Raw genomic sequence first — 24,915 nt, forward strand, 5'->3', positions numbered from 1 at the left:
AATTATGCAGAGGAGGGAAAGAACGTGGCCACCCCTGTATCTGTCAACGAGAAAAAAGATTTTATACGATGGTTTTTGAATCATTATCAATTAAAACGAAGAGAATGTGTTTGGATTTTAAATTACTTAATGAGTCACGATCAGTTAATGGAGAAAGTACACTTTGTCCATGAAGCGCATTATTGTCCAAGAGGTATGATTATGTCCACTCATTGTGTAGAGGATGCACCATTTAAATTTTATAAAGAGAATATCATGACAACTGATGCTGAAAAATCCTTTCATGATATTCGTTTAAACCGAGAGGAAGATATATATATTCAATTAAATTTTCGTTCATCTCAAAAGGCTTATCAGTATGCTGCTGTATTAGAAGATAATCCATTCTTACCAAAATATTTAAAAGTGAATGAAAAGGATCGTTTGCTAGCAGAGCAGTTTTTAAAAAAGGTAATGGAGGATTTCAATCGAGAAAAATTGCTCCAAGCCATTGATGAAGCACTTGACAGTCAAGATGAACGTAAATTTAAAGAGTTAACGGCAAAATTGAAAAAGTTGAATACTTAAAAGTGTAAGGTCAATATAAATAATTCTTTGCTCTCCATATCTTTGGAGAGCTTTTTGTCGTTCTTTAGTTTTCTCTATGGTAGAATATGGTTTGTGAAGAGGCAGCTGTATAATAGATTATTGTAGGCATTATTATGGAACGACTTATCAATAGGGGAAAGGAATGTAAAAACATTATTTAATGAATGAATACGATTGTATGATGAACGAAGTGCCTGAACAATAATGGAGGGTAATGTGCTTTCATGATTTCAGGAAGTGGAAGGGAACAATCGGATTGTTCGCAAAAAGAACGATTTTATCGTTTTTGGGAAAATTCAAAAGAGATAAGCCATTCAACTAAAGTGTTGGAGAAAAATTTTAAGTATATGAACGGAGGTATGATTAAATATATGTATAGAAAATTGACGAACCTAATGAGATAAAACTAGTAACCTTCTAGAGAAAGGTCCACCATGAGAAAGACACAATCTTAAATTATTAAAAGATTTGACGTAGAATTTTTTTTGTATCATTATGAATAAAGGGAAAGATAGGAAGCAAAGATAGAGAATGAGGTGTAATGATGAATTGGAATGTAGCAGATATTGAGCAATACATAAATGAGCAGGAATACATAGATACAGTGGTTATCCCGCTTGTCCCGATTACTTTCGGCCAGGGAATGAAAAACAATGCATCACAAATGGAATTTATCAACATTTTAACTCAGCAGCTTGAAAGGCAATTCAAAGGACGTTTATTACTACTACCTAATTTCACCTATGTGGAAGAAGTCGACAAATTGACGAATAAGGAGATGTTGCAAACCTTTGTGAGCCACTTAAAGGCACTTCCATTAAAGCATGTACTTTATGTAACGAGTGATAAAGTATGGAAGTCTTATGAAAACGAGCTAGAAGGTGAATGTATTTGGATACCTGCGATTCCACTTGATAATATGGACGATCAATATAAACGTTCGATTATGGAGGATCAAGTCAAGCAATTATTAAATATTTTTATTCAAAAATGGCAAAACCGTTAAATCCGAACATTTTCGAAGTTCCTTGCGGAATTTGACGACTCTTATATTGACCTAGTGTTAAGATTGATATATCATGAGTATGTCCTAGTTTTATATTTTGTGCGAATATGTCCGATGGACTTACCTTACGATAGAGGGGGGAAGAAGGATGAGCAAACAACGTGTATCAAGACGTCAATTCCTAAACTATACACTTACTGGTGTAGGTGGTTTTATGGCTGCTGGTATGTTAATGCCGATGGTCCGTTTTGCTGTGGACCCAGTTTTAAAACCGAAAGAAGGTGGAGACTTTATAGCAACTCCACAAAAGGTAGATGATTTAACGTCTGAACCAGTTCGTGTTGACTTTACTTATGAACAAGTAGATGCATGGTATACATCAGATGTTACACAGTCAGCTTGGGTTTACAAGCAGGAGAATGGCGATATAGTTGCCCTGTCTCCTATATGCAAACACTTAGGCTGTACAGTTAACTGGGGGGATAAAGATTACCCGAATGAATTCTTTTGTCCTTGCCATTTAGGTAGATATGAGAAATCAGGCGAAAACATTAAGGGTACTCCACCGCTAGGTCCGCTAGATGTATACCCAACTGAAGTGCGTGACGGCTACTTATATTTAGGTAAGCCAATACCAAACAATATTGTCTAAAGGAGGCGTAATACATGCTTAATAAGATTTATGATTGGGTTGACGAGCGGTTAGATATTACGCCCTTATGGCGCGATATTGCTGACCATGAAGTGCCAGAGCACGTAAACCCTGCACATCATTTTTCTGCATTTGTTTACTGTTTTGGTGGATTAACGTTTTTTGTAACAGTGATTCAAATTTTATCTGGAATGTTTTTAACAATGTACTATGTGCCAGACATTGAAAATGCTTGGCAATCCGTATTCTATCTTCAAAATGAAGTAGCATTTGGACAAATTGTCCGTGGTATGCACCACTGGGGAGCAAGTTTGGTTATCGTCATGATGTTCCTACATACACTTCGTGTATTCTTCCAAGGCGCATATAAAAAGCCACGTGAATTAAACTGGGTAGTAGGAGTATTGATATTCTTTGTCATGCTTGGATTAGGCTTTACAGGATATTTACTACCTTGGGATATGAAAGCGCTATTTGCGACGAAAGTAGGTCTTGAAATCGCAGCTGCGACTCCGTTTATTGGAGATGCCGTGAAAACGTTATTAGCTGGAGATCCAGACATTATTGGTGCTCAAACACTAACACGTTTCTTCGCGATTCACGTGTTCTTCTTACCTGCAGCTTTACTAGGATTAATGGGTGCCCATTTCCTAATGATCCGTAAACAAGGTATCTCTGGACCATTGTAGAATGGACGAGAAACGATAACTGAATGAATAAACTTTTCAATGAAGGAGGGGGACTCTATGCATCGCGGAAAAGGGATGAAATTTGTTGGAGACTCACGTGTACCAGCACAATCAGAACGAAAACCGAATATTCCAAAAGATTACTCTGAATACCCTGGTAAAACAGAAGCTTTTTGGCCAAACTTCTTGTTAAGAGAATGGATGGTTGGAGCAGTTTTCTTAATCGGGTTTCTGAGCTTAACGGTCGCTCACCCATCACCGCTGGAACGTATTGCGGACCCAACAGACACAGGATATATTCCATTACCTGACTGGTATTTCTTATTCTTATATCAATTATTGAAATATCCATTTGCTTCAGGACCATATAACGTAATTGGAGCATTTGTAATTCCTGGACTAGCTTTTGGTGCTTTACTTTTAGCTCCATTTTTAGATCGTGGACCACATCGTAAACCAACGAAGCGTCCGTTAGCGACAGGATTTATGTTATTAGCTATTGCGGCAACGATTTTCTTAACATGGGAATCTGTCGTGAACCATGATTGGGAGGCAGCTAAGAAACAAGGTCAAATCGTTGCCCAAGTGGAAGTTGATAAAGAAGCAGAAGGTTACCAAATTTATACCGATCAAACTTGTATAAATTGTCACGGTGGGAACCTAGAAGGTGGAGCAGCTGCACCTGCATTAGTAGGAACTGATTTAGAGCCAGAAGACGTGGCAGATATTGCAGTAAATGGTCAAGGAAATATGAGTGCTGGTATCTTCCAAGGATCAGATGAAGAATTGGAGAAGCTTGCTCAATATATTTCTGAGATGTCAAAAAAATAAGATCTTAAAAGAGTCAGTAATTGCTACTGGCTCTTTTTTACAAGGTGATTAAAATGAACTTAATTTATACAATTTTAGGCGATAAACGGTTTATTAGTCTACTGTTAATCATCAATATTTTAGGTACAATTTATGGATACATCTGGTACCTTCCGCAACTAGAACGAACCAGCCCTCACTTTATTCCTTTTGTCCCAGACAGTCCTACTGCTAGCCTATTCTTTTGTTTTGTATTGATTGCATTTTTATTAGGTAAAAACTGGGGTTTGATTGAAGCTTTAGCGATGATTACATTGTTTAAATATGGTGTATGGGCTGTAGTAATGAATATATTAACTTTACAGGTTACAGGCTATTTATCTTGGCAAGGTTATATGCTAATAGCATCACACGGTGCTATGGCGATACAAGGACTTCTATATGCTCCCTTTAACCGCATAAAGTGGTGGCACCTAATGGTTGCAGGTATTTGGACCTTACATAATGACATAATCGATTACGTATTTATGCAATTCCCCGTTTATTCGAGTCTATATTTATACATACAAGAAATAGGCTACTTTACCTTTTGGTTAAGCATTGCGTCCATTGTTTTAACATATTGGCTAGGGGTTAGAAGAAATCGTTTCAGTCTAAAACTACCTTTTCATTCATAGAATAGTGGTCTAATCTTGTCCACTTCCTCATACATTTGATAGTAGTTTGAGGGGGGACGTAGATGAAGAATTTCTTGATTTCGCTACTCATAGTTTTGAGTTTCTTTATGTTTCCATTACCTAGTTTAGCAGAAGAGTCTCCACTTTCAGAGTTAGATCATATTGCTGGCAGAGTATTGGAGATGACAAGAGCAGAAAGGTATGAAGAGGCACAAGCTTTACTTGATTTTTTTTCAAATGAATTTTCAATGATAACAGCCCAACAAAACTTACTATCAATGGATGAGCTTAGAATTGTATTAGTATCTTCTGAGCAAGCTAAACAAGCCTTACACGAACCCTCATTACCTTCTGAAGAGCGGTTGAAAAACGTCACAAGTTTTCGTCTTGCTGTAGACGCCATAGCTTCTGAGTATGAACCGTTATGGACACAAATGGAAGGAAGAATTATGAGTGCATTTAGTGATGTAAGGGCAGCTGCTATCGAAGGTGACAGAAAGGCTTATCAGGAAAGGCTTAATAATTTCTTGTCTCAGTATAGTATTATACAACCAAGTATAAAACTTGACCTTGAGGTTGAAAAAGTACAATTACTAGATGCAAAAATAAGTTTCATTGACGATGAAAGAACCGAGGTAATGGAAAGTGTTGAAGCAATGGCAGAATTAGAAGGACTTCATAATGATTTAGAGGTTCTATTTGATAATGTGACAGAGGATGAGGCTGACCCTTCATTATGGTGGGTCATTATTACAACGGGAAGTATCATAATGGGAACACTTTCGTATGTAGGTTTCAGGAAATATAAGGCTGAAAAAGTAGAGAAACACCATAAAAAGCTTAAAGATTGACGATGCCTATTAAAGGATATAATATATTATATAAAGATATCACTTTGGAGGTAGAATATGTTTATCCTTTATTTCATCTTAATTTCCCTCATTCCGATTTGGGCTCAGTTGAAGGTGAAAAGAACGTTTAAAAAATATTCACGTGTTGCTACAACTTCAGGAATGACAGGAAATGAAATTGCAAGAAGAATTCTAGATCATCATGGATTGAATAACGTACAGGTGGTGGAAGGTAGAGGCTTTTTAAGCGATCATTATAATCCTATTACGAAAACAGTTGCTCTGTCCCCAGACAATTATCGAGGACATTCTGTAGCAGGTGCAGCGGTGGCTGCTCATGAGGTAGGACATGCTATTCAAGATCAAGAAAGCTACGCTTTTCTTAGATTTAGACATGCACTCGTTCCAATCGCTAACATAAGCTCAAACCTTTCCTTTGTATTTATTTTGATAGGTATTTTTACTACATTAACCAACATGTTTCTGCTAGGAATTTTGTTAATGGCAGCAGGTGTGCTTTTCCAACTAATAACGTTACCTGTTGAGTTTAATGCTTCTAGCCGAGCAATGAATGAAATGGTTGGTTTAGGTTTAATTCGAAATGAAGAAGAACATCATGCTCGTAAAGTACTGAATGCTGCAGCTTTAACGTATGTTGCAGCTGCAGCGGTAGCTCTTATTGAGTTACTACGATATGTGCTTCTTTTTACAGGTATGCAGCAAGAAGATTAATGTAAAGAGAAAAATATGAAAGAAATTGAACTGTACCTAAATGGTTAGACTTAATCTAACGATTGAAGGTACAGTTTTTTTATTGTTAAGAATAAAAGGGGCTGAAGTGATGATAGGAATATACTACATTAATTTAAAAGAAATGAAAGTTGATTCACATCATTCTGTTCTAATATAGCTGTGAAAACGATTGAACCCTCTAATTACTAGCAAATAGTACCTAATTTGTATAGGGAACATCCTCTCCATAATAATCTAGTCAATTAGTCTTACCTTCTCTACTAAAACTTTGCATAATGTGAAGTTACATTTACGCTTACACGAAAACAAGTATAGACAAATTCAGCCATATAAAAATCCATTTATTAACATTTTTTAGTGGGAAATAGTTATATTTTATAGTTAGCGTTAACTAACAAAAATATTTTTTTATTATTTCAATAGAATTTTCAATACTTGGATAAAATAATTTCTCTTCATAATAACTATTTTCCAATTAATAGGGATTATCGCTATGTTATTACAGAAAAATAAAGACTTGCTTATTTTCTATAGTAAATGAGTAAATCTAAATAATCATCAAAAAAGAATATAATATAAGAAAAATATTATTTAGATTATAACATTTTCGTTATTTTAACCCTATTAATTAAAAGTATATTCTTAATGTTTGACTAAAAAAGAAAATAAGTAAAATAAAAACATAAATTACATTTTTATCCTTTGTCATGTAGATATTTCCTTGTTATTTTTATTCGCAAGGAGGTGACAAAATTCATTATAGTTCGCGTTTAACCGATATTTTTTATAAATAATCATTTTTGTTTATGGACAGAAAAAGAGTTTTGAGATGTTAGGAGGGATAGGATGAGAAAGGTGAAAATAGCTACACTTGCCACAATAGTGGCAACTAGTAGTATCGTCCCAGTCAATGTATTTGGGTCCACTAAAGGAATAACAAAAGAAACAACAGTACAGGAACAAACGGTTGAACCTGCCACTCTTGAAGCAACGAGTCTACCTACTTTTTTACATAACTTGAGTGCTCAATCGATTATCTTGCAATCTTATTCACTCGGCTTATTAAAGCAGCCTACAGTAGAACTGGAACAAATACCAACATTATCAACTCACATTGATAGGGCTAAAGAAAACGCTTCGTATTGGTTAGATACGGTACACCCTCAAGTTATACAAGTAAACCAAGATGTCGTCGGGTTTAATAACAAATTTCAAAACTATTATGACGTCTTGTATCGTTTAGCTGGGGAATTAGCAAGTGATAAAACGGCCAAAGAGGACTTATTATTCGGTTTAAACATTCTTCAAGAAGACATTTCAGATCGTCACACTTTAGTGAAAAATATGGTTTCAAGTTTAACGTATTTTAAAGAATCATTGCAGACTGATTATGCCAACTTTTCCTCAGATGCAAATGAGGCAAAAAAATTATTAGAAGGAGAAGAGGGAAAAATTAGTCAATTGGAATCACTACTAGATTCTATAAATCAAGATATTGAAACGGATGTGAAATTGATCGTAACTGGTACGGCAACATCAATTGCAGGAATTGGGTTGATTACGGCGGGAGCTTTTGCTTTAGTTGCTGTTCCTGAAGGGGCATCAAAGGCAGGTTCTATTGCCACCATTATTGGCGGTGTAAATATGACTGTTGGAGGGGTCGTCGTTATTGGCTATGCGTCGGATGATTTAATTAAGAAGCAGGAAGAGCTAGTGGAAGTAGCGTCTGATTTATCCGAGGTTGAATCTGAAGTGGCTACATTGACCATGGTGAAATCACAAGTTGATAGCTTTGTAGAAACAATGGATGCAACGATAATGGCCCTTGAAGATATTGAACGAGGTTGGCAAGAGCTTGAAAATGGATTTGTTCAATTATCAAATGATATTCATCAAGGGATCAATATTGACAGCTCATTTATTCAATCTCAATTAACACGGGCAAAAGATTCATGGGGAAATGTATCGAGTATAGCTGAAAAGCTTCAAGAGGCAAATGTTGTAGTAGAGAATGTTGAATAAATATACAGGGGGAATGAAACATGAAAAGAACGAAGAAAATGATGATAAGTTCAGCCATTGCTACAGCTGTACTAGCAACGACCGTTATCCCAGTGAATGTTTTAGCAACGGAACAAAAAACGACTATGTCAACAGAGTCCATTACTGAAAATTATCTAGGGCCAGAAGGTTTAAAACAAGCAATGACCGATACTGCATCAAATGCGCTTGTAATGGATGCATATGCCCTTACAATATTGAAACAACAAGATCTGTTCTTTAAAAATATTGAATCTCTAGACATCAGTGATTTGACTACTAGTTTATCGAACCACCAAACTATAGCGAGGAATAATGCATCTTACTGGTTAGATACTTTAAAACCAAACCTTATACAAGTGAATGAAAATATCATTGGGTATAATACAAAATTTCAAAACTATTACGACACCCTTGTCTCTTTAGCGATGGCAAATGATAAGGAGACATTAAATTTTGGGCTTGAATTACTCCATTCTGAGATTGAGGAGAACAAGGCGGAGGTTGATGCCTTGATTAGCGATTTAACCAATTTTAAGAAAGCATTATTTACTGATGTTCAATCATTTAGATCAGATTCTGACGCAATTACTTCCCAATTATCAGGGAACAATGCCTTAATTCCACAATTAAAAAACCAAATTAGTGCCTACAATGATGCAATAAATACGGATATTGGAATAATAGCAGGCGGTGCTGTTGGAGAGATTGTTGGAGTGGCATTGTTTGCTGGGGGAGTGATTCTATTCCCGACTGCACCTTATTTAGGAGGAGGATTGATGGTAGCGGGAGTGGCTGTAGTTGGCGGTTCAACGGCTGCCATTGTCATTGCTTCAAATGATTTGGAAGATAAACAAAAAGCATTAAAGGAGGCTACTAGTACCTTGACGCAATTAGAGACAGAAGTAGTTGTACTTGAAACATTGAATAACCAAGTGAACTATTTTGTTGAAACGATTGACCTCGCTATCGATTCTTTACAAAATATATCTGATCAATGGAATACATTAGGGAGCAAATATAATACGCTCATAGATACCGTTGAAGATACAAGTGGAGACTTAGGCATTTTTGTTATCCCACAGTTGAATACAGCTAAAGATGATTGGGCAGATATTAAACAATATGCTGAAACGTTGTATCAGGATTTAAACTATAGTGAAAATGTAATTGAATAATGATTTAATAAGTTACTAGTGCTTGTTCCTTCACCTAACAAACATGTAAATTCTCCTAGAGGTGAAGGTTCTTTATTATTAGGTCATCCTAAAAGGAGAACTATATATGAAAACAAAACTGATTTATGTACTGTCTGTATGTTTATTTATTACGACATTCTATCATCCATTTTTAACGAAAGCTGCCACTAGTTATTTAAATACAGAGCAATTGCAAAAAGCGATGGAAGAAACATCATCAAATATAGATAGAATGGATTCATATGCAAAAACTATCACAGAACAAGGTGAGTCCTTTTCAAGAAATATTCAAAGTTTAAATATTTCAGATTTAAAAGATGAATTAATTGTTCATAATCAAAATGCTCAAAATAATGCAAATTATTGGAAAGATTCATTAAGAAATGAAGTAATAGGTACAAATAAAATCATCATCCAATATCATGACATTTTTATGAACCATTACAATAATATGGTGGAGTTTGCTCAAAATAACGAACGTGAATCATTAACATCTACTCTACTACAATTACAATCGGAAATAGAAGAAAATCAGCATAAGGTAAATACAATTATTTCAACATTCCAGACATACAGAAGTGACCTTTCAAAGGATGTTCGTGCTTTCCAAAATGACTCTGATGAACTGATTGCCCAGTTAGAGGGGGAACAATCTTATATTTCAAGCTTAGAAAAAGAGATAAGTTCCTTAAAAAAAGGGATTGAAGAAGATAAAATTATTATTGCAATCGGTGCAATAGGGGGCATCTTTGGCATACCAGCTATTATCATTGCCGAAAAAAATCTTAGAGAAAAACAAGCTAGATTAAAAGACAAACAAGCTATCCTTTCCGATGTGAAAGCTGAAATAGAAGTGCTAAAGACCTTAAACAAACAAGTGGGGAATTTCTCATCAACAATTGATAACGTTATTAGCTCGCTAACAGATATGTCAAATCAATGGTCAACAATGAGTAGCAAGATGGCCGTCTTAATGGACCATGTTAATGATGTCGATGTGAACTTGTCGGTATTTGTTATTCCTGATATAAACACAGCTAAACAAGATTGGGAGGGAGTCAAAGCCTATGCGGAAGCTCTTCTCAATCAGTAAAACGAATCAATTATCATCTGCTTCCTAATTCTTTATAAAAGTATTAGCAGCATAGTAGGTTAAAGAAGTATAAAAGAATCGTTAGTATGTAAAAGTTAGCATAGCTTATAGCAAGTGGTGACAAGAATCTTCCCATTCAATTTTTTTGGCAAACCGTTATGATAGAACGGATATTTTTAACTTACTAGACTAAATTCATAACTTGTGTCTGTGATCCCATCCTATGGTCAGCGTTTGAATCAATAAAGGGATAACTCTTGTCTCCTACAGAAAATCCTCCTACTTTTAAATAGTAGGAGGATTTTTAGCTTATCCATATGTGCATCATAAAAAATGTTGAAATTCATTCGAAGAGAATTGAAATGGTTAATCATCTCTAGCCACTTTGATCATAGGTGTACTTAATAGCATAAGGAAGACACGAGATAAGTAGACTACGATGATATAAAAGAAGAGTAAAAGCTGACTCCTGTACTTAGATGTCACATGTTCCATACAATAGATTCTTCTTTGACAGGGGCTTTGTTTTACTTGTCTCTTCCTTTATTGTTCTATCGGATTTTTGTTTTGGTCAAGCGTAAAGCCCTCACCAAGCACATCATGTACAACGGTGACTGATACGAATGCATGGGGGTCGACAGATGTAATAATGTTTTTCAGTCGAACAATTTCATTTTTCCCAACGACACAATAAAGGACTTCGCGATCAACTTTTGTAAATGAACCGTGTCCTTTAAGAACGGTTACACCACGATCCATTTTTTCTAAAATCTTTGCTGATATTTCATTGTGATGATCGGAAATGATCATCGCTCCTCTGGCAGCATATGCTCCTTCTTGCATAAAATCAATGACTCTTGCACCAACAAATACTGCTACGAGTGTGTACATCGCTTCTCGAGCTTCTAAATAGGCAATGAGAGAAACGGTAATGACCACTGCATCAAATAAAAACATAGTCTTTCCCATACTCCAGCCTACATATTTATGGGCCAGTCTCGCAATAATGTCGACCCCTCCTGTAGTGCCACCGAAGCGAAAGATAATGCCAAGTCCAATTCCAATAAAAATTCCGGCGAAGAGGGCAGCAAGAAATAAGTCACCATCAAGTCCGATGATAATTTCATTGCGCTGGAATATTTCTAAGAAAATAGAAACACCAACGGTTCCAATAATTGTATAAAGGAAGGCGTTTTTTCCGAGAAATTTCCACCCGATTAAAAATAAAGGAATGTTCAAAAGTAAATTCGTATAAGAAGGGTTAAGTTGTAGTGTAAAATATAATAAGAGCGTGATACCAGTAAATCCGCCTTCTGCTAGATTATTTTGCATATTAAAATGGACGATTCCAAAGCTGAAAATAGCGGACCCTAATAATATATAGAGAATATTTTTTATTCGAAGTCCAAATAGCATACGTTTTCCTCCTTTATGTCAAACTATTTGAATAACAGACACATTATAAAGGAAGTATTCTCAACAAGCAATCACTTTCAATAATTCAATCATTATCATTTGTCAAAAACAATCCTTTTAGCTAACATGGATGAATGGATAGGTGAAGGAGGTTACTGAATTGAATAGTAGAAAAACGATAAATGACATTCAGCTAGAAGTGGATCAATATATTTCACAGTTTAAAGAGGGTTATTTTAGTCCATTAGCGATGCTAGCAAGACTAACGGAAGAGTTAGGAGAATTAGCTAGAGAAGTTAATCATTATTATGGTGAAAAACCTAAAAAGAAGTCAGAAGAAGAAAAAACAATTGAAGAAGAATTAGGAGATTTGTTATTTGTCCTTATTTGCTTTGCAAATTCTCAAAAAATTGATCTTCAAGAAGCACATGATCGGGTTATGAATAAATTTAACACACGTGATAAGGACCGATGGACAAGAAAGGAAGAAGAGAAATGAGTATAAAAGTAATCATCGCTGGACCTCGAGGGAAAATGGGAAGAGAGGCAGTTAAATTGGTTGAGAAGGAAGCGAACTTCCAACTTTCTGCTGTATTAGATCGAAAGCATGACGGAAAGCAGTTAAGAGATATTATGGATAGTCATGAAACAGCACCTGTTTATTCTGACCTTGGGACTTGTTTGCAAAGTGTTGAAGCAGATGTCCTCATTGATTTAACTGTTCCTGAAGTAGGGTATACCCATACGAAAATGGCATTAGAGTACGGGGTTTGTCCAGTAGTAGGAACGACCGGATTTTCTCAAGAACAATTAATTGAAATTAAGGAGCTATCTGAAGCGAGAAAAACAGGCTGCATTATAGCACCTAATTTTGCTCTTGGGGCTGTATTAATGATGAAATTTTCAAAAATGGCGGCTAAATATTTTGATGATGTTGAAATAATTGAAATGCACCATGACCAAAAGCTTGATGCTCCTTCAGGTACAGCGATTAAAACAATCGAGATGATTAGTGATGTTCGAAAAAGTAAAAAACAGGGGCACGAAGATGAAAAAGAAATATTACCTGGCTCAAGAGGAGCTGAAGTGGATGGTCTACGCGTCCATAGTGTTCGCCTTCCTGGAATGGTAGCCCATCAACAGGTAATGTTTGGCTCGACAGGTCAATTATTAACATTAAAACATGATTCGTTCCACCGAGAGTCCTTTATGAGTGGCGTGAAATTTTCAGTAGAATCTGTGTTAAAACTCGAAACGCTCGTTTACGGTTTAGAGAATTTATTAGATTAGGAGTGGCATTATGAACATTGCATTAATTGCGCATGACAATAAGAAAGACGATTTAATTGAATTTGTTACAGCCTATACTCATGTGTTTCAGCAGCATCAACTGTTTGCAACTGGAACAACAGGTTTAAAAATCATGAAAGCAACAAACTTACCTGTACATCGTTTTAAGTCTGGTCCATTAGGAGGCGATCAAGAAATAGGTTCAATGATTGCGAAGAATGAAATGGACTTAGTATTATTTTTTAGAGATCCTTTAACTGCGCAACCACACGAACCTGACGTGTCTGCACTTCTTCGTTTATGTGACGTTTACTCTGTCCCTCTTGGTACTAATATGGGAACGGCTGAATTGCTTATAAAAAGTCTAGAAAGAGGAGATTTAAAATGGAGGAATGTAATAAAGGAGAAAGAAGATGACAACAATGAATAAAGTCGATATATTAGCTATTGGAGCTCATGCAGACGATGTGGAAATTGGAATGGGTGGTACGCTTGCAAAAATGGCTGCCAAAGGAAAAAATATCGTCATTTGTGATCTCACTCAAGCTGATTTATCTTCAAACGGATCGATTGCTTTACGTAAAGATGAGGCCAATAGGGCGGGTAACATTTTAGGGATTAATAGACGAGTGACTTTAGATTTGCCTGATCGTGGGCTATATATGAATGAGGTCAATATCCAAAAAATTGTTGATGTTATCAGAAAATTTAAGCCCCAACTTGTGTTTGCTCCGTATAGCATAGACCGCCATCCGGATCACGGTAATGCTTCTAAGTTAATCCGAGAAGCTGTGTTCTCTTCTGGCATACATAAGTATAAATCGAAAGAATCACTGGAGGCTCATCGTCCAAAAGCGCTTTATTATTATATGATTAACGGCTTTCATAAACCTGATTTTATGGTGACAATTGATGATTATATGGAGACGAAAATACGTTCGCTTGAGGCCTATCAAAGTCAATTTACAAAAGGGGATAAAGGGATTGAAACACCTTTAACGAACGGTTACATAGAGGTTATCCAAGCAAGAGAACGACTATTCGGTAAAGAAGTGAATGCCGTCTATGCTGAAGGATTTAAAACTGAAACGCCGATTGTACTTGAGAGAGACTTTTTAGGAGAGGAAGAATGAAAAAGTTAAAGATAGGAATTACTTGTTATCCAAGTGTCGGGGGATCTGGTGTGGTAGCAACAGAGCTTGGAAAGTTACTTGCAGAAAAGGGACATGAAATTCATTTTATTACTTCGGCGATGCCATTTCGATTAAACAAAGTGTATCGAAATGTATATTTTCATCAAGTTGAAATTAATGCTTATTCCGTTTTTCAGTATCCCCCTTATGATATTGCTTTGGCCAATAAAATGTCTGAAGTAATTAAAAGAGAAAATTTAGATATACTACATGTTCACTATGCTGTACCCCACGCCGTCTGTGCGATATTAGGAAAGCAGATGGCTGATTCAAATATTAAAATCGTTACTACTCTCCACGGTACTGATATTACTGTATTAGGATATGATCACTCTTTAAAGAATAGTATCCGCTTTGGAATTGAGAAATCTGATTATGTTACTGCAGTATCCAACTCATTAGTACAACAGACTTACGATTTAATTCAACCAAAAAAGGAAATTCATACCGTTTATAATTTTATTGATGAGAGGGTCTATCAAAAGGTTGATGTTCATCATTTAAGAGAAGAATATGGCATTTCCGTAGATGAAAAAGTTCTAATTCATGTATCTAATTTTCGTAAAGTGAAACGAGTGCAAGATGTTGTGAAAGTATTCCACAAAGTATCTAAATCCATTAAGAGTAAATTACTACTTGTTGGAGATGGGCCGGAAATAAGTGTGATATGTCAGTTAGTCCAAGAACTTGGGCTAAATGATTCTGTGCTATTTCTTGGTAAGCAAGAAAAGGTAGAGACGCTCTATTCCATGAGTGATTTACTTCTCCTACTTTCTGAAAAGGAAAGCTTTGGATTAGTTGCCCTTGAAGCAATGGCTTGTGGGGTACCTTGTATTGGGACGGATATAGGGGGCATTCCGGAAGTTATTGAAGATGGTGAAAATGGGTTTATTTGCACTTTAGGTGATATCGATGAAATGAGTAGAAAGGCTAGCTATATACTCGGTAATCGAGACGTGCTCAAAAGAATGTCTGAAAACGCGTTAAGTTCTGTGAATCGGCGTTTTCATTCAGAGAAAATCGTAAACCAATATGAATCGATTTATCGAGATTTAATGGAATAAGGAGGAAAACGATGTCTTTACCACATCCTTTTTCAAAGGCTGTTCCGGTCCTACATAGAATGAAAGCTGCTGGCTTTGAGGCTTATTTTGTCGGTGGTTCTGTTCGTGATTATTTATTAAAAAGAGATATCCACGATGTAGACATAGCGACTTCCGCTTTACCGATAGAAACAAAAGAAATCTTTGAAAATACAATTGACATTGGAATAGACCATGGAACGATTTTAGTAAAATTCCAAGGGGAAGCCTATGAAATAACAACTTTTCGCTCAGAAGCAGAATACAATGATTTCAGAAGACCAGATCAAGTCCAGTTTATTCGTTCGTTAAGAGAGGATTTGCAACGAAGAGATTTTACGATGAATAGTATCGCAATGAATGAGAATGGAGATCTGATTGACCCTTTCCATGGTCAAAAAGCATTAATGAAAAGACAGGTTCAAACAGTAGGGAATGCCGAGGATCGATTTCAGGAAGATGCGCTTAGAATGATGAGAGCGGTTAGGTTTGTTAGTCAGTTGTGTTTTGAATTAGCTCCATCGACTAAAATGGCCCTACAAGAGCATGCTTCTTTATTAAAACATATTGCTGTTGAGAGGATATACGCTGAAATGTGCAAGCTAATAAATGGCAAAAATAAAGTGCATGCTCTAGAAATAATGGTTGATACAGGACTTTTTCGCTACCTTCCTGGGATGGAAGATAAGAAAAAAACACTGATAAAATTAATCGATTATTTACCCTACATTCATGGTGAAATGCAATTCTGGTTATTATTTCTTTCCTTGTGCCCGAGTATGAATAGCAAGATGTTCCTAACTAGCTGGAGAATGCCGAACAAGAAAATCAATTTTTTACTCAAAGCGCAATCTAGTTTAGCAGAAAGGCACCAAAAGGATTGGAATAACTACACTATTTACCGAGCTGGTATTGAAACGATGTTAGAAGTGGAAATGGTATATGCAGCACTACATAAAATTCCGAATCAAGTTCATGAATTGACTAGAAGGTACGAAAATTTACCTATAAAAGATCGCCAAGAATTGTCGGTAAATGGTTCAGATTTACTTACTTGGAGTGGCAGGGCAGGCGGACCATGGGTAAAAGAACTGCTAGCAGATATTGAAAAGAATGTGGTGGAAGAAAAAATCGTCAATGAGCAATTGGCTATAAGGAAGTGGATCCAACAATGCAATCGCCTATAAGAAAGAAAATATTAGAAGCTTTTGCCAAAGGTGAAGGGAAATTTTTATCAGGCCAAGAACTTGCTAATCAAACGGGCTGCTCTAGGACTGCTGTTTGGAAGCATATAGAGGAATTGCGTAAAGAAGGATATCAATTAGAAGCAGTTAGAAAGAAGGGGTATAGAATCATTCAAACTCCTGATAAAGTTTCAGAAAGTGAATTACTGATAGGACTTGAAACGTCTATGTTAGGTCGAAATATTCATTATCAACAATCGGTTGATTCTACTCAAAAAATTGCTCATATTTTAGCCCAAGAGGCTGTTCCAGAAGGAACAATCGTTATTGCTGAAGAACAAACATCTGGAAGAGGAAGAATGACAAGAAAATGGCATTCTCCAAAATATACAGGTGTTTGGATGAGCATTATTTTAAGACCCGATTTACCTCCACATAAGGCACCGCAGTTTACGTTGATTTCCGCTGTTGCAGTTGCTCAGGCGATTGGAGAGATTGCAGAAGTAGATGCTGAAATAAAGTGGCCAAATGATTTATTAATTAAGGGAAAGAAAGTGACGGGTATTTTGACAGAGCTTGTCGCAGAAGCGGATAAAATTAATTCTGTTATTATTGGAATTGGAATTAATGTGAATCTGAAAAAAGAAGATATTCCAAATGATCTCGAAAACATAGCCACATCCATTAGCCTTGAATCAGGTCAAACGATTTCAAGGGCTATGCTTGTACAACGGATACTGTTGAAATTGGAGAAATATTACAAAGTCTATATTGATGAAGGTTTTTATCCAATTAAGCTTTTGTGGGAAAGTTACGCAGTATCCCTTGGGCAAGACATTATTGCCCGTACAATAAATGAAACAATATACGGAAAAGCGTTAGGAATTACGGATGAGGGAATATTATTAGTCAAAGAAGAGGATGGGAAAATTCGCGAAATCTACTCTGCTGATATTCAAATTCAATCTTAGAATATGTTCTTTTTTGTATATTTTTGTTATAATGCTGTTGGGCGGTATCTTAATTGAACTGCACCGAATGAATGAAATACTTAATCATTATAATTCTGCCTTGATCCGATTTAGGACTGGGACAGAGGGTCGAAACATGAACTGTAAACATAGGGTCCTTCTGTCTATAGGAGGACCTTTTATTTCGTTTCGTCTCCTCTAACAAAGGAGGAAGAAAGCATGAAACAAACAACAAGTTTTTTGAAAATGAAGGAAAATGAAGAAAAAATCTCCATGGTTACAGCCTATGATTATCCATCAGCTAAGTTAGCTGAGAAAGCGGGAGTTGATCTCATTTTAGTCGGAGATTCAGTAGGAATGGTAGTGCTAGGCTATGATTCTACAGTACCTGTAACATTGGAGGATATGATTCACCATTCAAAAGCAGTAAAAAGGGGTGCGCCTAATACATTTACTGTTACTGATATGCCTTTTATGACTTACCATCTTTCTCGTGAGAAGACACTACTTGCTGCACAGAAACTTATTCAACAAGGACAAGCTGAAGCGGTTAAAGTGGAAGGTGCTGGTAAAGTGGTAGACATGATTCAAGCGCTAACAGAAGCTGGAATTCCTGTCATGGCACATTTAGGTTTAACCCCCCAATCGGTAGGTGTCCTAGGAGGTTATAAAGTTCAAGGCAAGACAGCAGATACAGCGAAAAGGCTGATGGAAGATGCGAAGCGTTGCCAAGAAGCTGGTGCGTTCGCCTTAGTACTAGAGTGTGTTCCCCATCAGTTAGCGAAGAGAGTATCAGAAGAACTATCTATTCCTACCATCGGTATCGGTGCAGGATCTGTTGTAGATGGGCAAGTACTTGTATACCATGATATGGTCACCTATGGTGTGGACCGTATACCGAAATTTGTTAAAAAATACGGGGATGTTAATGAAATTATATTAAGTAGCCTCGAACAATTTGTTCATGAAGTAAAGAGTAATGAATTTCCTGAAGAACAGCATTCCTTTACGATGAAAGAGGATGAATTAACAGCATTATACGGTGGAGAGAGAGAATGAAGAAGTTAGAAACAATTGAACAGCTAAAAAAGAGTATAATTGAATTGAAACATGAAAATAAATCAATCGGTTTTGTTCCAACGATGGGTTTCCTCCATGAAGGACACCTATCTTTAATAAAAAAGGCACGTGAAAACCACGATATAGTCGTATTGAGTATTTTTGTAAATCCGCTACAATTTGGTCCAAACGAAGATTTTGAACGTTACCCTAGAGATATCCATAGAGATGAGCAACTGGCACTTGAAAGTGGAGTAGATGTATTATTTGCTCCCACATTGAAGGAGATGTATCCACACTCTCCTTCAATTAAAATGAAAGCCATATCTAGGGTAGATGTCTTATGTGGTAAAAAGCGAGAAGGGCATTTTGATGGTGTCGTAACGGTCTTGACGAAGTTGTTTCATTTAGTTCAACCTGATGCAGCCTACTTTGGTCAAAAAGATGCGCAGCAAGTTGCAGTAGTCGAAGCTTTAGTCAAGGATTTAAACTTCCCATTACAAATTATCTCAGTACCTACTGTACGGGAGGAGAATGGGCTTGCAAAAAGTTCAAGGAATGTTTATTTGACTAATAGTGAAAAGCAAGAGGCTCCACAATTATATCGCAGCCTGCAATATGGGGTCCAAGCAATAGAAAATGGTGAGCGAGACCCATTTGCTATTGTGCAAATGATTTCAACTTATTTAAATGAACATACAAGCGGTGAAGTAGATTATATTGAGGTCTATTCATACCCGAGCCTTGAAGCTGTAAATGTATTACAAGGGAATATTATTATTGCTATAGCAGTACAGTTTCAATCTGCTCGTTTAATCGATAATATTATAATTGAAATTTGACAACTAGGGGGAAAATACATGTTTAAAACGATGATGAACGGAAAAATTCATCGAGCAACGGTTACGGAAGCCAACTTAAATTACGTTGGAAGTATTACCATTGACCAAGATATTTTGGATGCTGTTGGTATGGTTGCAAATGAAAAGGTTCAAATTGTGAATAATAACAATGGAGCCAGACTTGAAACTTATATTATTGCTGGTGAAAGAGGAAGTGGCGTCGTTTGTTTAAATGGTGCAGCAGCACGTCTAGTACAAGTAGGAGATATTGTAATTATCATTTCTTATGCACTCGTACCAGAAGATAAGGTAGCTACCCACAAGCCAAAAGTTGCTGTCATGGATGAAAAGAATCACATAAAGGAAATGATTAACACTGAACCAGAAGCAACTGTCATACTATAATTATGTTAGGACTAGCAAATTACTGTTAGTCCTTTTTTGTAGGGTAAAGAGTCTGATTTCGTAAAATGGTGATTATACGGGCCAGGTGATTAAATCTTAACTATAAGTACGAAGCAATGTTTTTCCTTTAGACTCAAGCTATCTCTTAATTTCGGGTGAGTACGTTTTGTTCTGAATGTAAACATTTTTAGATTATCTCGTTATTACGTTAAATGAGTAAAGGGAAGTTCTTTTTATAATCTGATTTATCATCTATTATGGCCCTTTAGAAAATGAAATCTCCGCAACTAATAGTATGTATGTGAAATCCTGTAATTTGTTAATAATAATTCCTAACCATTGATTTTATTTACTTAATTAAGAAAACCATTTAATGGGTGGCAATTATACTCGTATTTTCTTATGAAGATGTAAAAGCCGAATAATACGGCATATTGCTTTTAGAATAGAGGGTCAAATTGCCTTAATATATGGTACACTAACATCGTACCTGTTCTACATAGAACGTAACAAGATTTTATTGAGAGAGAAATTAAAGGTAGTGATTGTAATGAACTTGCAGCGAATGGTAGTAATGGATTTAGAAACGACGGGCAATGCCCCAAAAAAAGGTGATAAAATTATTCAATTATCTGCCGTAATCATCGAAAATGGAAAGATAGTGGATCAATTTACGTCATTTCTTAATCCTCAACAACCCATCCCTGTTTTTATCGAAGAACTTACGGGGATCAACCATTCTATAGTGAAAGGTGCCCCTCTTTTTAAAGATATTGCACCAAAGATAGAGAAACTAGTAGAAGGAGCCATTTTTGTTGCCCACAATGTACAGTTTGACTTAACGTTTCTTCAGTCAGAACTTATGGAATCAGAAGTTAATCCGTTTTCGGGTCCGACGATAGATACGGTAGAGTTAGCGAAAATTATATTACCAACAGCAGATAGCTATAAACTTTCAGATTTATCCGAGCAATTCTCCTTTCAGCATGATCGTCCTCATCAGGCTGATAGTGATGCAATGGTTACAGCTGAATTATTATTAATGTTTATGGACAAAATTCAAAAACTTCCTTTAATGACATTAAAAAAGTTATCTGAACTAGCAAAGGATTTAAGAAGCGATCTCGACCTTTTATTCGATTATTTTGTTCAGCAAAAAGAAAAATATGTTGAAGAATTGCCTGTTTCGCTTGAGTCTTATAGAGGGTTAGTTATAGGGAAGAATGAACAATCATCTAAAGTAGAAGCGAAGGAATGCATTCACTATCCATACACAGAGAAGAAAAAGCTCCAAACGCTGAAGCAAATGGATACGTTTGAAAAAAGAACAAGCCAATTGGAAATGATGGACAATATATATGATAGTTTTAAAAATGGTCAGCATTGTATGATTGAAGCTGGAACAGGCATAGGAAAATCCATTGCCTATTTACTCCCCGCAGCCTACCACTCCTATCAATCAAATAAAACCGTGGTAGTTAGTACTCATACAATTCAACTGCAAGGACAGTTATTAGAAAAAGAAATTCCCACTCTCAAAAAGCTGCTGCCATTTTCGATAATGGTTAGTTTATTAAAGGGAAAAAGTCATTATTTAAACTTGTATAAATTTGAGCAGTTATTAAAAGAAGAAGATAAGCAATACGATACGGTTATGACAAAAATGCAAATCTTAGTTTGGCTGTTGGATACTGAAGCAGGAGATGTTGATGAACTAAATTTATCAAGTGGTGGGAAATTATTTTGGAACAGGCTGAAGCATGATGGCGATTTGATATCAAATCATAAAAATCCGTGGATTGAGTGGGATTTTTACACTCGTGCTAAGAGACAAGCGTCTGCTGCTAATATTGTCATTACAAATCATAGTATGCTCCTTACAGATGTTAAAACAGGAGGGACCACTTTACCAGAATATGATTACCTTATCATTGATGAAGCACACCACCTAGAAGGGGTTGCAAGAAGGTATTTAGGGAGGTCGCTGGACTTTCTGTCAGCCCGTTTCTTAATGGGGCAGTTAGGAACGTTAGAACAAAAACAGCTTTTTTATAAACTTGATCAATTAATTCATCGACATGCGCTATCAATTCCTTATCATCCTTTTGAAGTGGATTCACTCATTGGAAATTCATTTGAAGAACTATATGAGTTTTTTCAATTGCTAGGCGAAGTGCTTCGTCCGATGAAAATGACCCATGCTTCACATAAAAAGAAAATTTCATTCCATAATTCTAGTGGTCAAAAATGGAAGAAACCCCTTCTATATTCAGCTGAAAGAGTTTATAGCAGTGTAAGGGAGGTTGAAGAAAGTTTAAGAAAAGTTGTTGAGCACGTAATGAAGTATTATCCTACCTTGACTCACCGAGAAAAAGTATTCTTGCAAGAATGTCATTTGTTCATAAAGGAATGGGAGGAGCTTTCTACCTCTCTAAATCAAATGATTTTACAAGAGGAAGAGGAAGAGGTTGTATGGCTTGAAGGAGATATTCGTTCGATACCGAATAGCCTTGAATTAACAACCCAACCCATTTCAGTAGGAAAGCTATTAGAAGAACTCTTATACAAGCGTAAACAAAGCATTATTTTGACTTCAGCAACCTTAACTGTGGAGGGATCTTTTTCATATTTTCAAGATGCAATCGGGTTGAAGAATAATGTTACTTCGTTTCAATTTCTATCTCCATTTGCGTTCAAAGAGAAGTCAAAATTATTGGTTCCTACAGATATTCCAGATATACAATCCGTCTCGTTAGAAGAATATTCAGAAGCGATTGCCAGTCACTTAATTCCAATTGCGGAAGCGACAAAAGGAAGGATGTTAATTTTATTTACCTCCTATGAAATGCTCAAAATGACCTATGATTTAATGAAAGAGAGTGGTTTATTAGAGGATTACATATTGATGGCTCAAGGGATTACAGGAGGAAGCAGGCAAAGGTTAACGAAAAACTTCCAACGATTTGAAAAGGCAATTCTTTTTGGGACAAATAGCTTCTGGGAAGGTGTCGACATACCTGGAGATGATTTATCATGTTTAGTTTTGGTTAGGCTACCGTTTTCTTCTCCAGAAGAACCCATTAATAAAGTGAAGAGTCAAAAATTACAGCAGCTAGGAAAAAATCCTTTTTACTCGTATTCATTACCTGAAGCCGTAATCAGATTTAAGCAAGGTGTAGGGAGGTTGTTGCGGAGAAGTTCAGATAGGGGAGTTATTATTGTATTTGACCGTCGAATTCATACGACTCGTTATGGTAATGCCTTTTTAAAGTCTATTCCTGATATACCTGTACGACAAGAGCCTCTCGAAGGTATGATAGATGTTATTGAGAATTGGTTATAGTCTTTGCTTTTTTTAAAGTTCCCTTCATAGATTTTTCTGTTTAACACACGCTAAAGATAGAAAAGCGTTGAAGGATGGGGAATTAATGACTAGGTTTGTATTGGTAATCAGTTTTCTTTTATTATTTTCACAGAGTATCGTTTTTGCAGAAAAAACGACAATTGACTTCAATGTTCAGGAGAATGAAGTTGTCTTTTCTTTTTTACCAATTGAAAACGGTGAAAGTGCTATCATACATTTGCCAAATAATAGAGTTTTTTTGATTAATGCTGGCACAACAAAGAATGAAAAAGAAATTAATCAGTTTCTACAACAATTTCAGATCAAACAAGTTGATGGGATTATTTTGACAGCAATGATAGATGCTAGAATGCTTCAACGATTGCAAACAAAGTATGATATTAAACAGTTAATCCTGTTAACCCCATTAGCGATTGATATGAATAAATTCTTCCCTGTTCAAACTTCTTTAGTAAAAGGAGAAAAGTTAGAGCTTGCTGAAGGAATTGCATTGGACGTTAAATATGATGGGAACGGGGTTAATTTCACGATATCACTTCACAATAATGAGCTTTTCTGGATAGAAAACATTAATCATCAAATTGAAACAGAGCACCTTTCTCAAGAGCTTAATAACATTAGCATTATCAAGTTACCGATCTGGTCTAAAGAGTATTTTGTTTCAGAAAAATTTATTCATCACCTCGATCCTCAAACAGCCATCATTGGGAACAATGGAGAATCAAAGAAAAATGAGGATTTATTAGAAGTTTTTTATGAAACATGGGTGGATGTGTATTATACGAAGCAAAATGGCTTAATTTCTATTAAGTTCGATAAAGATAATTATGAGGTGCTTACGTTTCCTAAAAAGGAATTTATTTCTCCTTAAACACTAAAGAAGCAAGCCCTGAGAAGGGCTTGCTGAATGGTGTGTGTGAATTAGAATAATGTTAGTCATATTTTTTGCAAAATCATCTTCTATAGCTGTTATAATGATGATTAGGAATACTGTACTCTTATTTTGACCGAAAGTGTACACGGTATGAGTTACAATATTTGTTTGGTATGTAGGAGGCATAATAATGGAAAGTAAAATTGAAATGATTTCAACTGTTAAAATTCAACATTCCCCTGATTTATATAAAGTTGTCGATGTATTAAATCGAACATTAAAGGAGAGAGACTTAATGTTTGGGTTGGCGTTGGATCAAAAAGACCAAGATAAGGCGATATTTACAATTTATCGTACATAGAGTAGGCGGTTGGTACATAATGAAAAAACGAATGATTGGTTTATTATTTTTTGTTATTTCCTTATTGGGTGTCATGATCATGCTTTATATAAATGCTCGTGAACCCTTTGAAAAAGCAAAAGACTATGCAATTCAATCTGCATTAGAAAAAACAGAAATAGACACTGTATTAGAGACCTACATCTACCATGGAACACAAAGCTATATTTCTGTGGTGGGAGAAAACAAACAAAATGAAAAGCTTATTGCGTTTGTTCCAGAGGATAAAAATAAAGAAATTATTATTCAAAATTGGGCAAATGGTACTACGGAAAAAGAGGCCTATAATATACTGGCCAATGACAAGAATGTAAAGGAACTTCTTTCAATTGGGCTCGGTTTAGAAAAAGGTCGACCTATTTGGGAACTTGCTTATCTCGATGAAGAAGATGATTTGAATTATTATTATATATATTTCGAAACTGGTGAATGGTCGAGAACAATTGAAAATATTTAAACTTGAGAGGAGAACGAAAC

Annotated in this window: 26 protein-coding genes; 25 read left to right on the forward strand and 1 reads right to left on the reverse strand. The window is 35.9% G+C overall.

Features of this window, described 5'->3' with window-relative positions; genetic code table 11:
* The first annotated feature begins 24 nt into the window (after window positions 1–24).
* The 11 genes from WAK64_RS09025 to WAK64_RS09075 all read left to right on the forward strand — a co-directional run bounded on the left by WAK64_RS09025 (window position 25) and on the right by WAK64_RS09075 (window position 10,358).
* On the forward strand, window positions 25–567 hold the full coding sequence (locus tag WAK64_RS09025) for a ReoY family proteolytic degradation factor (protein ID WP_336586636.1): 543 nt from the start codon (window positions 25–27) through the stop codon (window positions 565–567).
* Between the two features lie 562 nt (window positions 568–1,129).
* Window positions 1,130–1,594, forward strand: coding sequence for a YpiF family protein (locus WAK64_RS09030; protein WP_336586637.1), 465 nt, complete (start codon window positions 1,130–1,132; stop codon window positions 1,592–1,594).
* 148 nt (window positions 1,595–1,742) lie between these two features.
* Complete coding sequence (locus WAK64_RS09035; protein WP_336586638.1) at window positions 1,743–2,246, forward strand: QcrA and Rieske domain-containing protein; 504 nt, start codon at window positions 1,743–1,745, stop codon at window positions 2,244–2,246.
* Between the two features lie 14 nt (window positions 2,247–2,260).
* On the forward strand, window positions 2,261–2,935 hold the full coding sequence (gene qcrB / locus WAK64_RS09040) for a menaquinol-cytochrome c reductase cytochrome b subunit (RefSeq protein WP_336586639.1): 675 nt from the start codon (window positions 2,261–2,263) through the stop codon (window positions 2,933–2,935).
* Window positions 2,936–2,992: 57 nt separating this feature from the next.
* Window positions 2,993–3,766 (forward strand): menaquinol-cytochrome c reductase cytochrome b/c subunit, encoded by a 774-nt coding sequence (locus tag WAK64_RS09045; protein ID WP_336586640.1) that lies wholly within the window; start codon window positions 2,993–2,995, stop codon window positions 3,764–3,766.
* A gap of 53 nt (window positions 3,767–3,819) precedes the next feature.
* Window positions 3,820–4,422: a lipoprotein heptaprenylglyceryl N-acetyltransferase LhaT gene (gene lhaT, locus WAK64_RS09050; protein ID WP_336586641.1), complete on the forward strand. Its 603-nt coding sequence runs from the start codon at window positions 3,820–3,822 to the stop codon at window positions 4,420–4,422.
* Window positions 4,423–4,484: 62 nt separating this feature from the next.
* Window positions 4,485–5,273, forward strand: coding sequence for a sporulation protein YpjB (ypjB, locus tag WAK64_RS09055; RefSeq protein WP_336586642.1), 789 nt, complete (start codon window positions 4,485–4,487; stop codon window positions 5,271–5,273).
* A gap of 57 nt (window positions 5,274–5,330) precedes the next feature.
* Window positions 5,331–6,005, forward strand: a complete 675-nt coding sequence (locus tag WAK64_RS09060; RefSeq protein ID WP_336586643.1) for a zinc metallopeptidase — start codon at window positions 5,331–5,333, stop codon at window positions 6,003–6,005.
* Between the two features lie 867 nt (window positions 6,006–6,872).
* Window positions 6,873–8,048 carry an HBL/NHE enterotoxin family protein gene (locus WAK64_RS09065; protein WP_336586644.1) on the forward strand — a complete coding sequence of 392 codons (1,176 nt, stop codon included), beginning with the start codon at window positions 6,873–6,875 and terminating at the stop codon, window positions 8,046–8,048.
* A gap of 20 nt (window positions 8,049–8,068) precedes the next feature.
* On the forward strand, window positions 8,069–9,244 hold the full coding sequence (locus WAK64_RS09070; protein WP_336586645.1) for a ClyA family alpha-helical pore-forming toxin: 1,176 nt from the start codon (window positions 8,069–8,071) through the stop codon (window positions 9,242–9,244).
* 106 nt (window positions 9,245–9,350) lie between these two features.
* On the forward strand, window positions 9,351–10,358 hold the full coding sequence (locus WAK64_RS09075; protein ID WP_336586646.1) for a ClyA family alpha-helical pore-forming toxin: 1,008 nt from the start codon (window positions 9,351–9,353) through the stop codon (window positions 10,356–10,358).
* Between the two features lie 543 nt (window positions 10,359–10,901).
* Here WAK64_RS09075 and WAK64_RS09080 read toward each other — a convergent pair.
* Complete coding sequence (locus WAK64_RS09080) at window positions 10,902–11,774, reverse strand: YitT family protein (protein WP_336586647.1); 873 nt, start codon at window positions 11,772–11,774, stop codon at window positions 10,902–10,904.
* Window positions 11,775–11,934: 160 nt separating this feature from the next.
* On the opposite strand from WAK64_RS09080, the gene WAK64_RS09085 reads away from it, so the two are divergent.
* From WAK64_RS09085 to WAK64_RS09150, 14 genes are all read left to right on the forward strand, one after another.
* Window positions 11,935–12,273 carry a nucleotide pyrophosphohydrolase gene (locus WAK64_RS09085; RefSeq protein ID WP_336586648.1) on the forward strand — a complete coding sequence of 113 codons (339 nt, stop codon included), beginning with the start codon at window positions 11,935–11,937 and terminating at the stop codon, window positions 12,271–12,273.
* Entirely contained in the window at window positions 12,270–13,064 is a 795-nt protein-coding gene (dapB, locus tag WAK64_RS09090) for a 4-hydroxy-tetrahydrodipicolinate reductase (RefSeq protein WP_336586649.1), read from the forward strand. The genes WAK64_RS09085 and dapB overlap by 4 nt, the downstream gene beginning before the upstream one ends.
* A gap of 10 nt (window positions 13,065–13,074) precedes the next feature.
* On the forward strand, window positions 13,075–13,494 hold the full coding sequence (locus WAK64_RS09095; RefSeq protein WP_336586650.1) for a methylglyoxal synthase: 420 nt from the start codon (window positions 13,075–13,077) through the stop codon (window positions 13,492–13,494).
* On the forward strand, window positions 13,487–14,197 hold the full coding sequence (gene bshB1, locus WAK64_RS09100) for a bacillithiol biosynthesis deacetylase BshB1 (protein ID WP_336586785.1): 711 nt from the start codon (window positions 13,487–13,489) through the stop codon (window positions 14,195–14,197). Before WAK64_RS09095 ends, bshB1 begins: the two co-directional genes overlap by 8 nt.
* Window positions 14,194–15,321 carry an N-acetyl-alpha-D-glucosaminyl L-malate synthase BshA gene (gene bshA / locus WAK64_RS09105; protein WP_336586651.1) on the forward strand — a complete coding sequence of 376 codons (1,128 nt, stop codon included), beginning with the start codon at window positions 14,194–14,196 and terminating at the stop codon, window positions 15,319–15,321. The genes bshB1 and bshA overlap by 4 nt, the downstream gene beginning before the upstream one ends.
* Before the next feature lie 11 nt (window positions 15,322–15,332).
* The gene (locus tag WAK64_RS09110) at window positions 15,333–16,526 is read left to right on the forward strand and encodes a CCA tRNA nucleotidyltransferase (protein ID WP_336586652.1); all 1,194 of its coding nucleotides are present in this window, start codon (window positions 15,333–15,335) and stop codon (window positions 16,524–16,526) included.
* Window positions 16,511–17,494, forward strand: a complete 984-nt coding sequence (locus WAK64_RS09115) for a biotin--[acetyl-CoA-carboxylase] ligase (protein WP_336586653.1) — start codon at window positions 16,511–16,513, stop codon at window positions 17,492–17,494. The genes WAK64_RS09110 and WAK64_RS09115 overlap by 16 nt, the downstream gene beginning before the upstream one ends.
* Before the next feature lie 219 nt (window positions 17,495–17,713).
* Window positions 17,714–18,553: a 3-methyl-2-oxobutanoate hydroxymethyltransferase gene (panB, locus tag WAK64_RS09120; protein ID WP_336586654.1), complete on the forward strand. Its 840-nt coding sequence runs from the start codon at window positions 17,714–17,716 to the stop codon at window positions 18,551–18,553.
* Window positions 18,550–19,395 carry a pantoate--beta-alanine ligase gene (gene panC / locus WAK64_RS09125; protein ID WP_336586655.1) on the forward strand — a complete coding sequence of 282 codons (846 nt, stop codon included), beginning with the start codon at window positions 18,550–18,552 and terminating at the stop codon, window positions 19,393–19,395. Before panB ends, panC begins: the two co-directional genes overlap by 4 nt.
* 18 nt (window positions 19,396–19,413) lie before the next feature.
* On the forward strand, window positions 19,414–19,800 hold the full coding sequence (panD, locus tag WAK64_RS09130; protein WP_336586656.1) for an aspartate 1-decarboxylase: 387 nt from the start codon (window positions 19,414–19,416) through the stop codon (window positions 19,798–19,800).
* 550 nt (window positions 19,801–20,350) lie between these two features.
* Window positions 20,351–23,143, forward strand: a complete 2,793-nt coding sequence (dinG, locus tag WAK64_RS09135) for an ATP-dependent DNA helicase DinG (protein WP_336586657.1) — start codon at window positions 20,351–20,353, stop codon at window positions 23,141–23,143.
* Window positions 23,144–23,228: 85 nt separating this feature from the next.
* Entirely contained in the window at window positions 23,229–24,035 is an 807-nt protein-coding gene (locus WAK64_RS09140) for a hypothetical protein (RefSeq protein ID WP_336586658.1), read from the forward strand.
* A gap of 193 nt (window positions 24,036–24,228) precedes the next feature.
* The gene (locus WAK64_RS09145; RefSeq protein ID WP_336586659.1) at window positions 24,229–24,399 is read left to right on the forward strand and encodes a YpmA family protein; all 171 of its coding nucleotides are present in this window, start codon (window positions 24,229–24,231) and stop codon (window positions 24,397–24,399) included.
* 19 nt (window positions 24,400–24,418) lie between these two features.
* A complete protein-coding gene (locus WAK64_RS09150; protein ID WP_336586660.1) occupies window positions 24,419–24,895 on the forward strand; it encodes a cell wall elongation regulator TseB-like domain-containing protein in 477 nt (158 codons plus the stop codon).
* Window positions 24,896–24,915 lie beyond the last annotated feature (20 nt).

The sequence above is a fragment of the Bacillus spongiae genome, assembly GCF_037120725.1.
Lineage (GTDB): Bacteria > Bacillota > Bacilli > Bacillales > Bacillaceae_K > Bacillus_CI > Bacillus_CI spongiae.

Excerpts from the sequence above, each read along its gene's own strand:
- WAK64_RS09030 (WP_336586637.1), top strand. The coding sequence starts at position 1,130 with ATGATGAATTGGAATGTAGCAGATATTGAGCAATACATAAATGAGCAG.
- WAK64_RS09035 (WP_336586638.1), top strand. The coding sequence starts at position 1,743 with ATGAGCAAACAACGTGTATCAAGACGTCAATTCCTAAACTATACACTT.
- qcrB (WP_336586639.1), top strand. The coding sequence starts at position 2,261 with ATGCTTAATAAGATTTATGATTGGGTTGACGAGCGGTTAGATATTACG.
- WAK64_RS09045 (WP_336586640.1), top strand. The coding sequence starts at position 2,993 with ATGCATCGCGGAAAAGGGATGAAATTTGTTGGAGACTCACGTGTACCA.
- lhaT (WP_336586641.1), top strand. The coding sequence starts at position 3,820 with ATGAACTTAATTTATACAATTTTAGGCGATAAACGGTTTATTAGTCTA.
- ypjB (WP_336586642.1), top strand. The coding sequence starts at position 4,485 with ATGAAGAATTTCTTGATTTCGCTACTCATAGTTTTGAGTTTCTTTATG.
- WAK64_RS09060 (WP_336586643.1), top strand. The coding sequence starts at position 5,331 with ATGTTTATCCTTTATTTCATCTTAATTTCCCTCATTCCGATTTGGGCT.
- WAK64_RS09065 (WP_336586644.1), top strand. The coding sequence starts at position 6,873 with ATGAGAAAGGTGAAAATAGCTACACTTGCCACAATAGTGGCAACTAGT.
- WAK64_RS09070 (WP_336586645.1), top strand. The coding sequence starts at position 8,069 with ATGAAAAGAACGAAGAAAATGATGATAAGTTCAGCCATTGCTACAGCT.
- WAK64_RS09075 (WP_336586646.1), top strand. The coding sequence starts at position 9,351 with ATGAAAACAAAACTGATTTATGTACTGTCTGTATGTTTATTTATTACG.
- WAK64_RS09080 (WP_336586647.1), bottom strand. The coding sequence starts at position 11,774 with ATGCTATTTGGACTTCGAATAAAAAATATTCTCTATATATTATTAGGG.
- dapB (WP_336586649.1), top strand. The coding sequence starts at position 12,270 with ATGAGTATAAAAGTAATCATCGCTGGACCTCGAGGGAAAATGGGAAGA.
- WAK64_RS09095 (WP_336586650.1), top strand. The coding sequence starts at position 13,075 with ATGAACATTGCATTAATTGCGCATGACAATAAGAAAGACGATTTAATT.
- bshB1 (WP_336586785.1), top strand. The coding sequence starts at position 13,487 with ATGAATAAAGTCGATATATTAGCTATTGGAGCTCATGCAGACGATGTG.
- bshA (WP_336586651.1), top strand. The coding sequence starts at position 14,194 with ATGAAAAAGTTAAAGATAGGAATTACTTGTTATCCAAGTGTCGGGGGA.
- WAK64_RS09110 (WP_336586652.1), top strand. The coding sequence starts at position 15,333 with ATGTCTTTACCACATCCTTTTTCAAAGGCTGTTCCGGTCCTACATAGA.
- WAK64_RS09115 (WP_336586653.1), top strand. The coding sequence starts at position 16,511 with ATGCAATCGCCTATAAGAAAGAAAATATTAGAAGCTTTTGCCAAAGGT.
- panB (WP_336586654.1), top strand. The coding sequence starts at position 17,714 with ATGAAACAAACAACAAGTTTTTTGAAAATGAAGGAAAATGAAGAAAAA.
- panC (WP_336586655.1), top strand. The coding sequence starts at position 18,550 with ATGAAGAAGTTAGAAACAATTGAACAGCTAAAAAAGAGTATAATTGAA.
- panD (WP_336586656.1), top strand. The coding sequence starts at position 19,414 with ATGTTTAAAACGATGATGAACGGAAAAATTCATCGAGCAACGGTTACG.
- dinG (WP_336586657.1), top strand. The coding sequence starts at position 20,351 with ATGAACTTGCAGCGAATGGTAGTAATGGATTTAGAAACGACGGGCAAT.
- WAK64_RS09140 (WP_336586658.1), top strand. The coding sequence starts at position 23,229 with ATGACTAGGTTTGTATTGGTAATCAGTTTTCTTTTATTATTTTCACAG.
- WAK64_RS09145 (WP_336586659.1), top strand. The coding sequence starts at position 24,229 with ATGGAAAGTAAAATTGAAATGATTTCAACTGTTAAAATTCAACATTCC.
- WAK64_RS09150 (WP_336586660.1), top strand. The coding sequence starts at position 24,419 with ATGAAAAAACGAATGATTGGTTTATTATTTTTTGTTATTTCCTTATTG.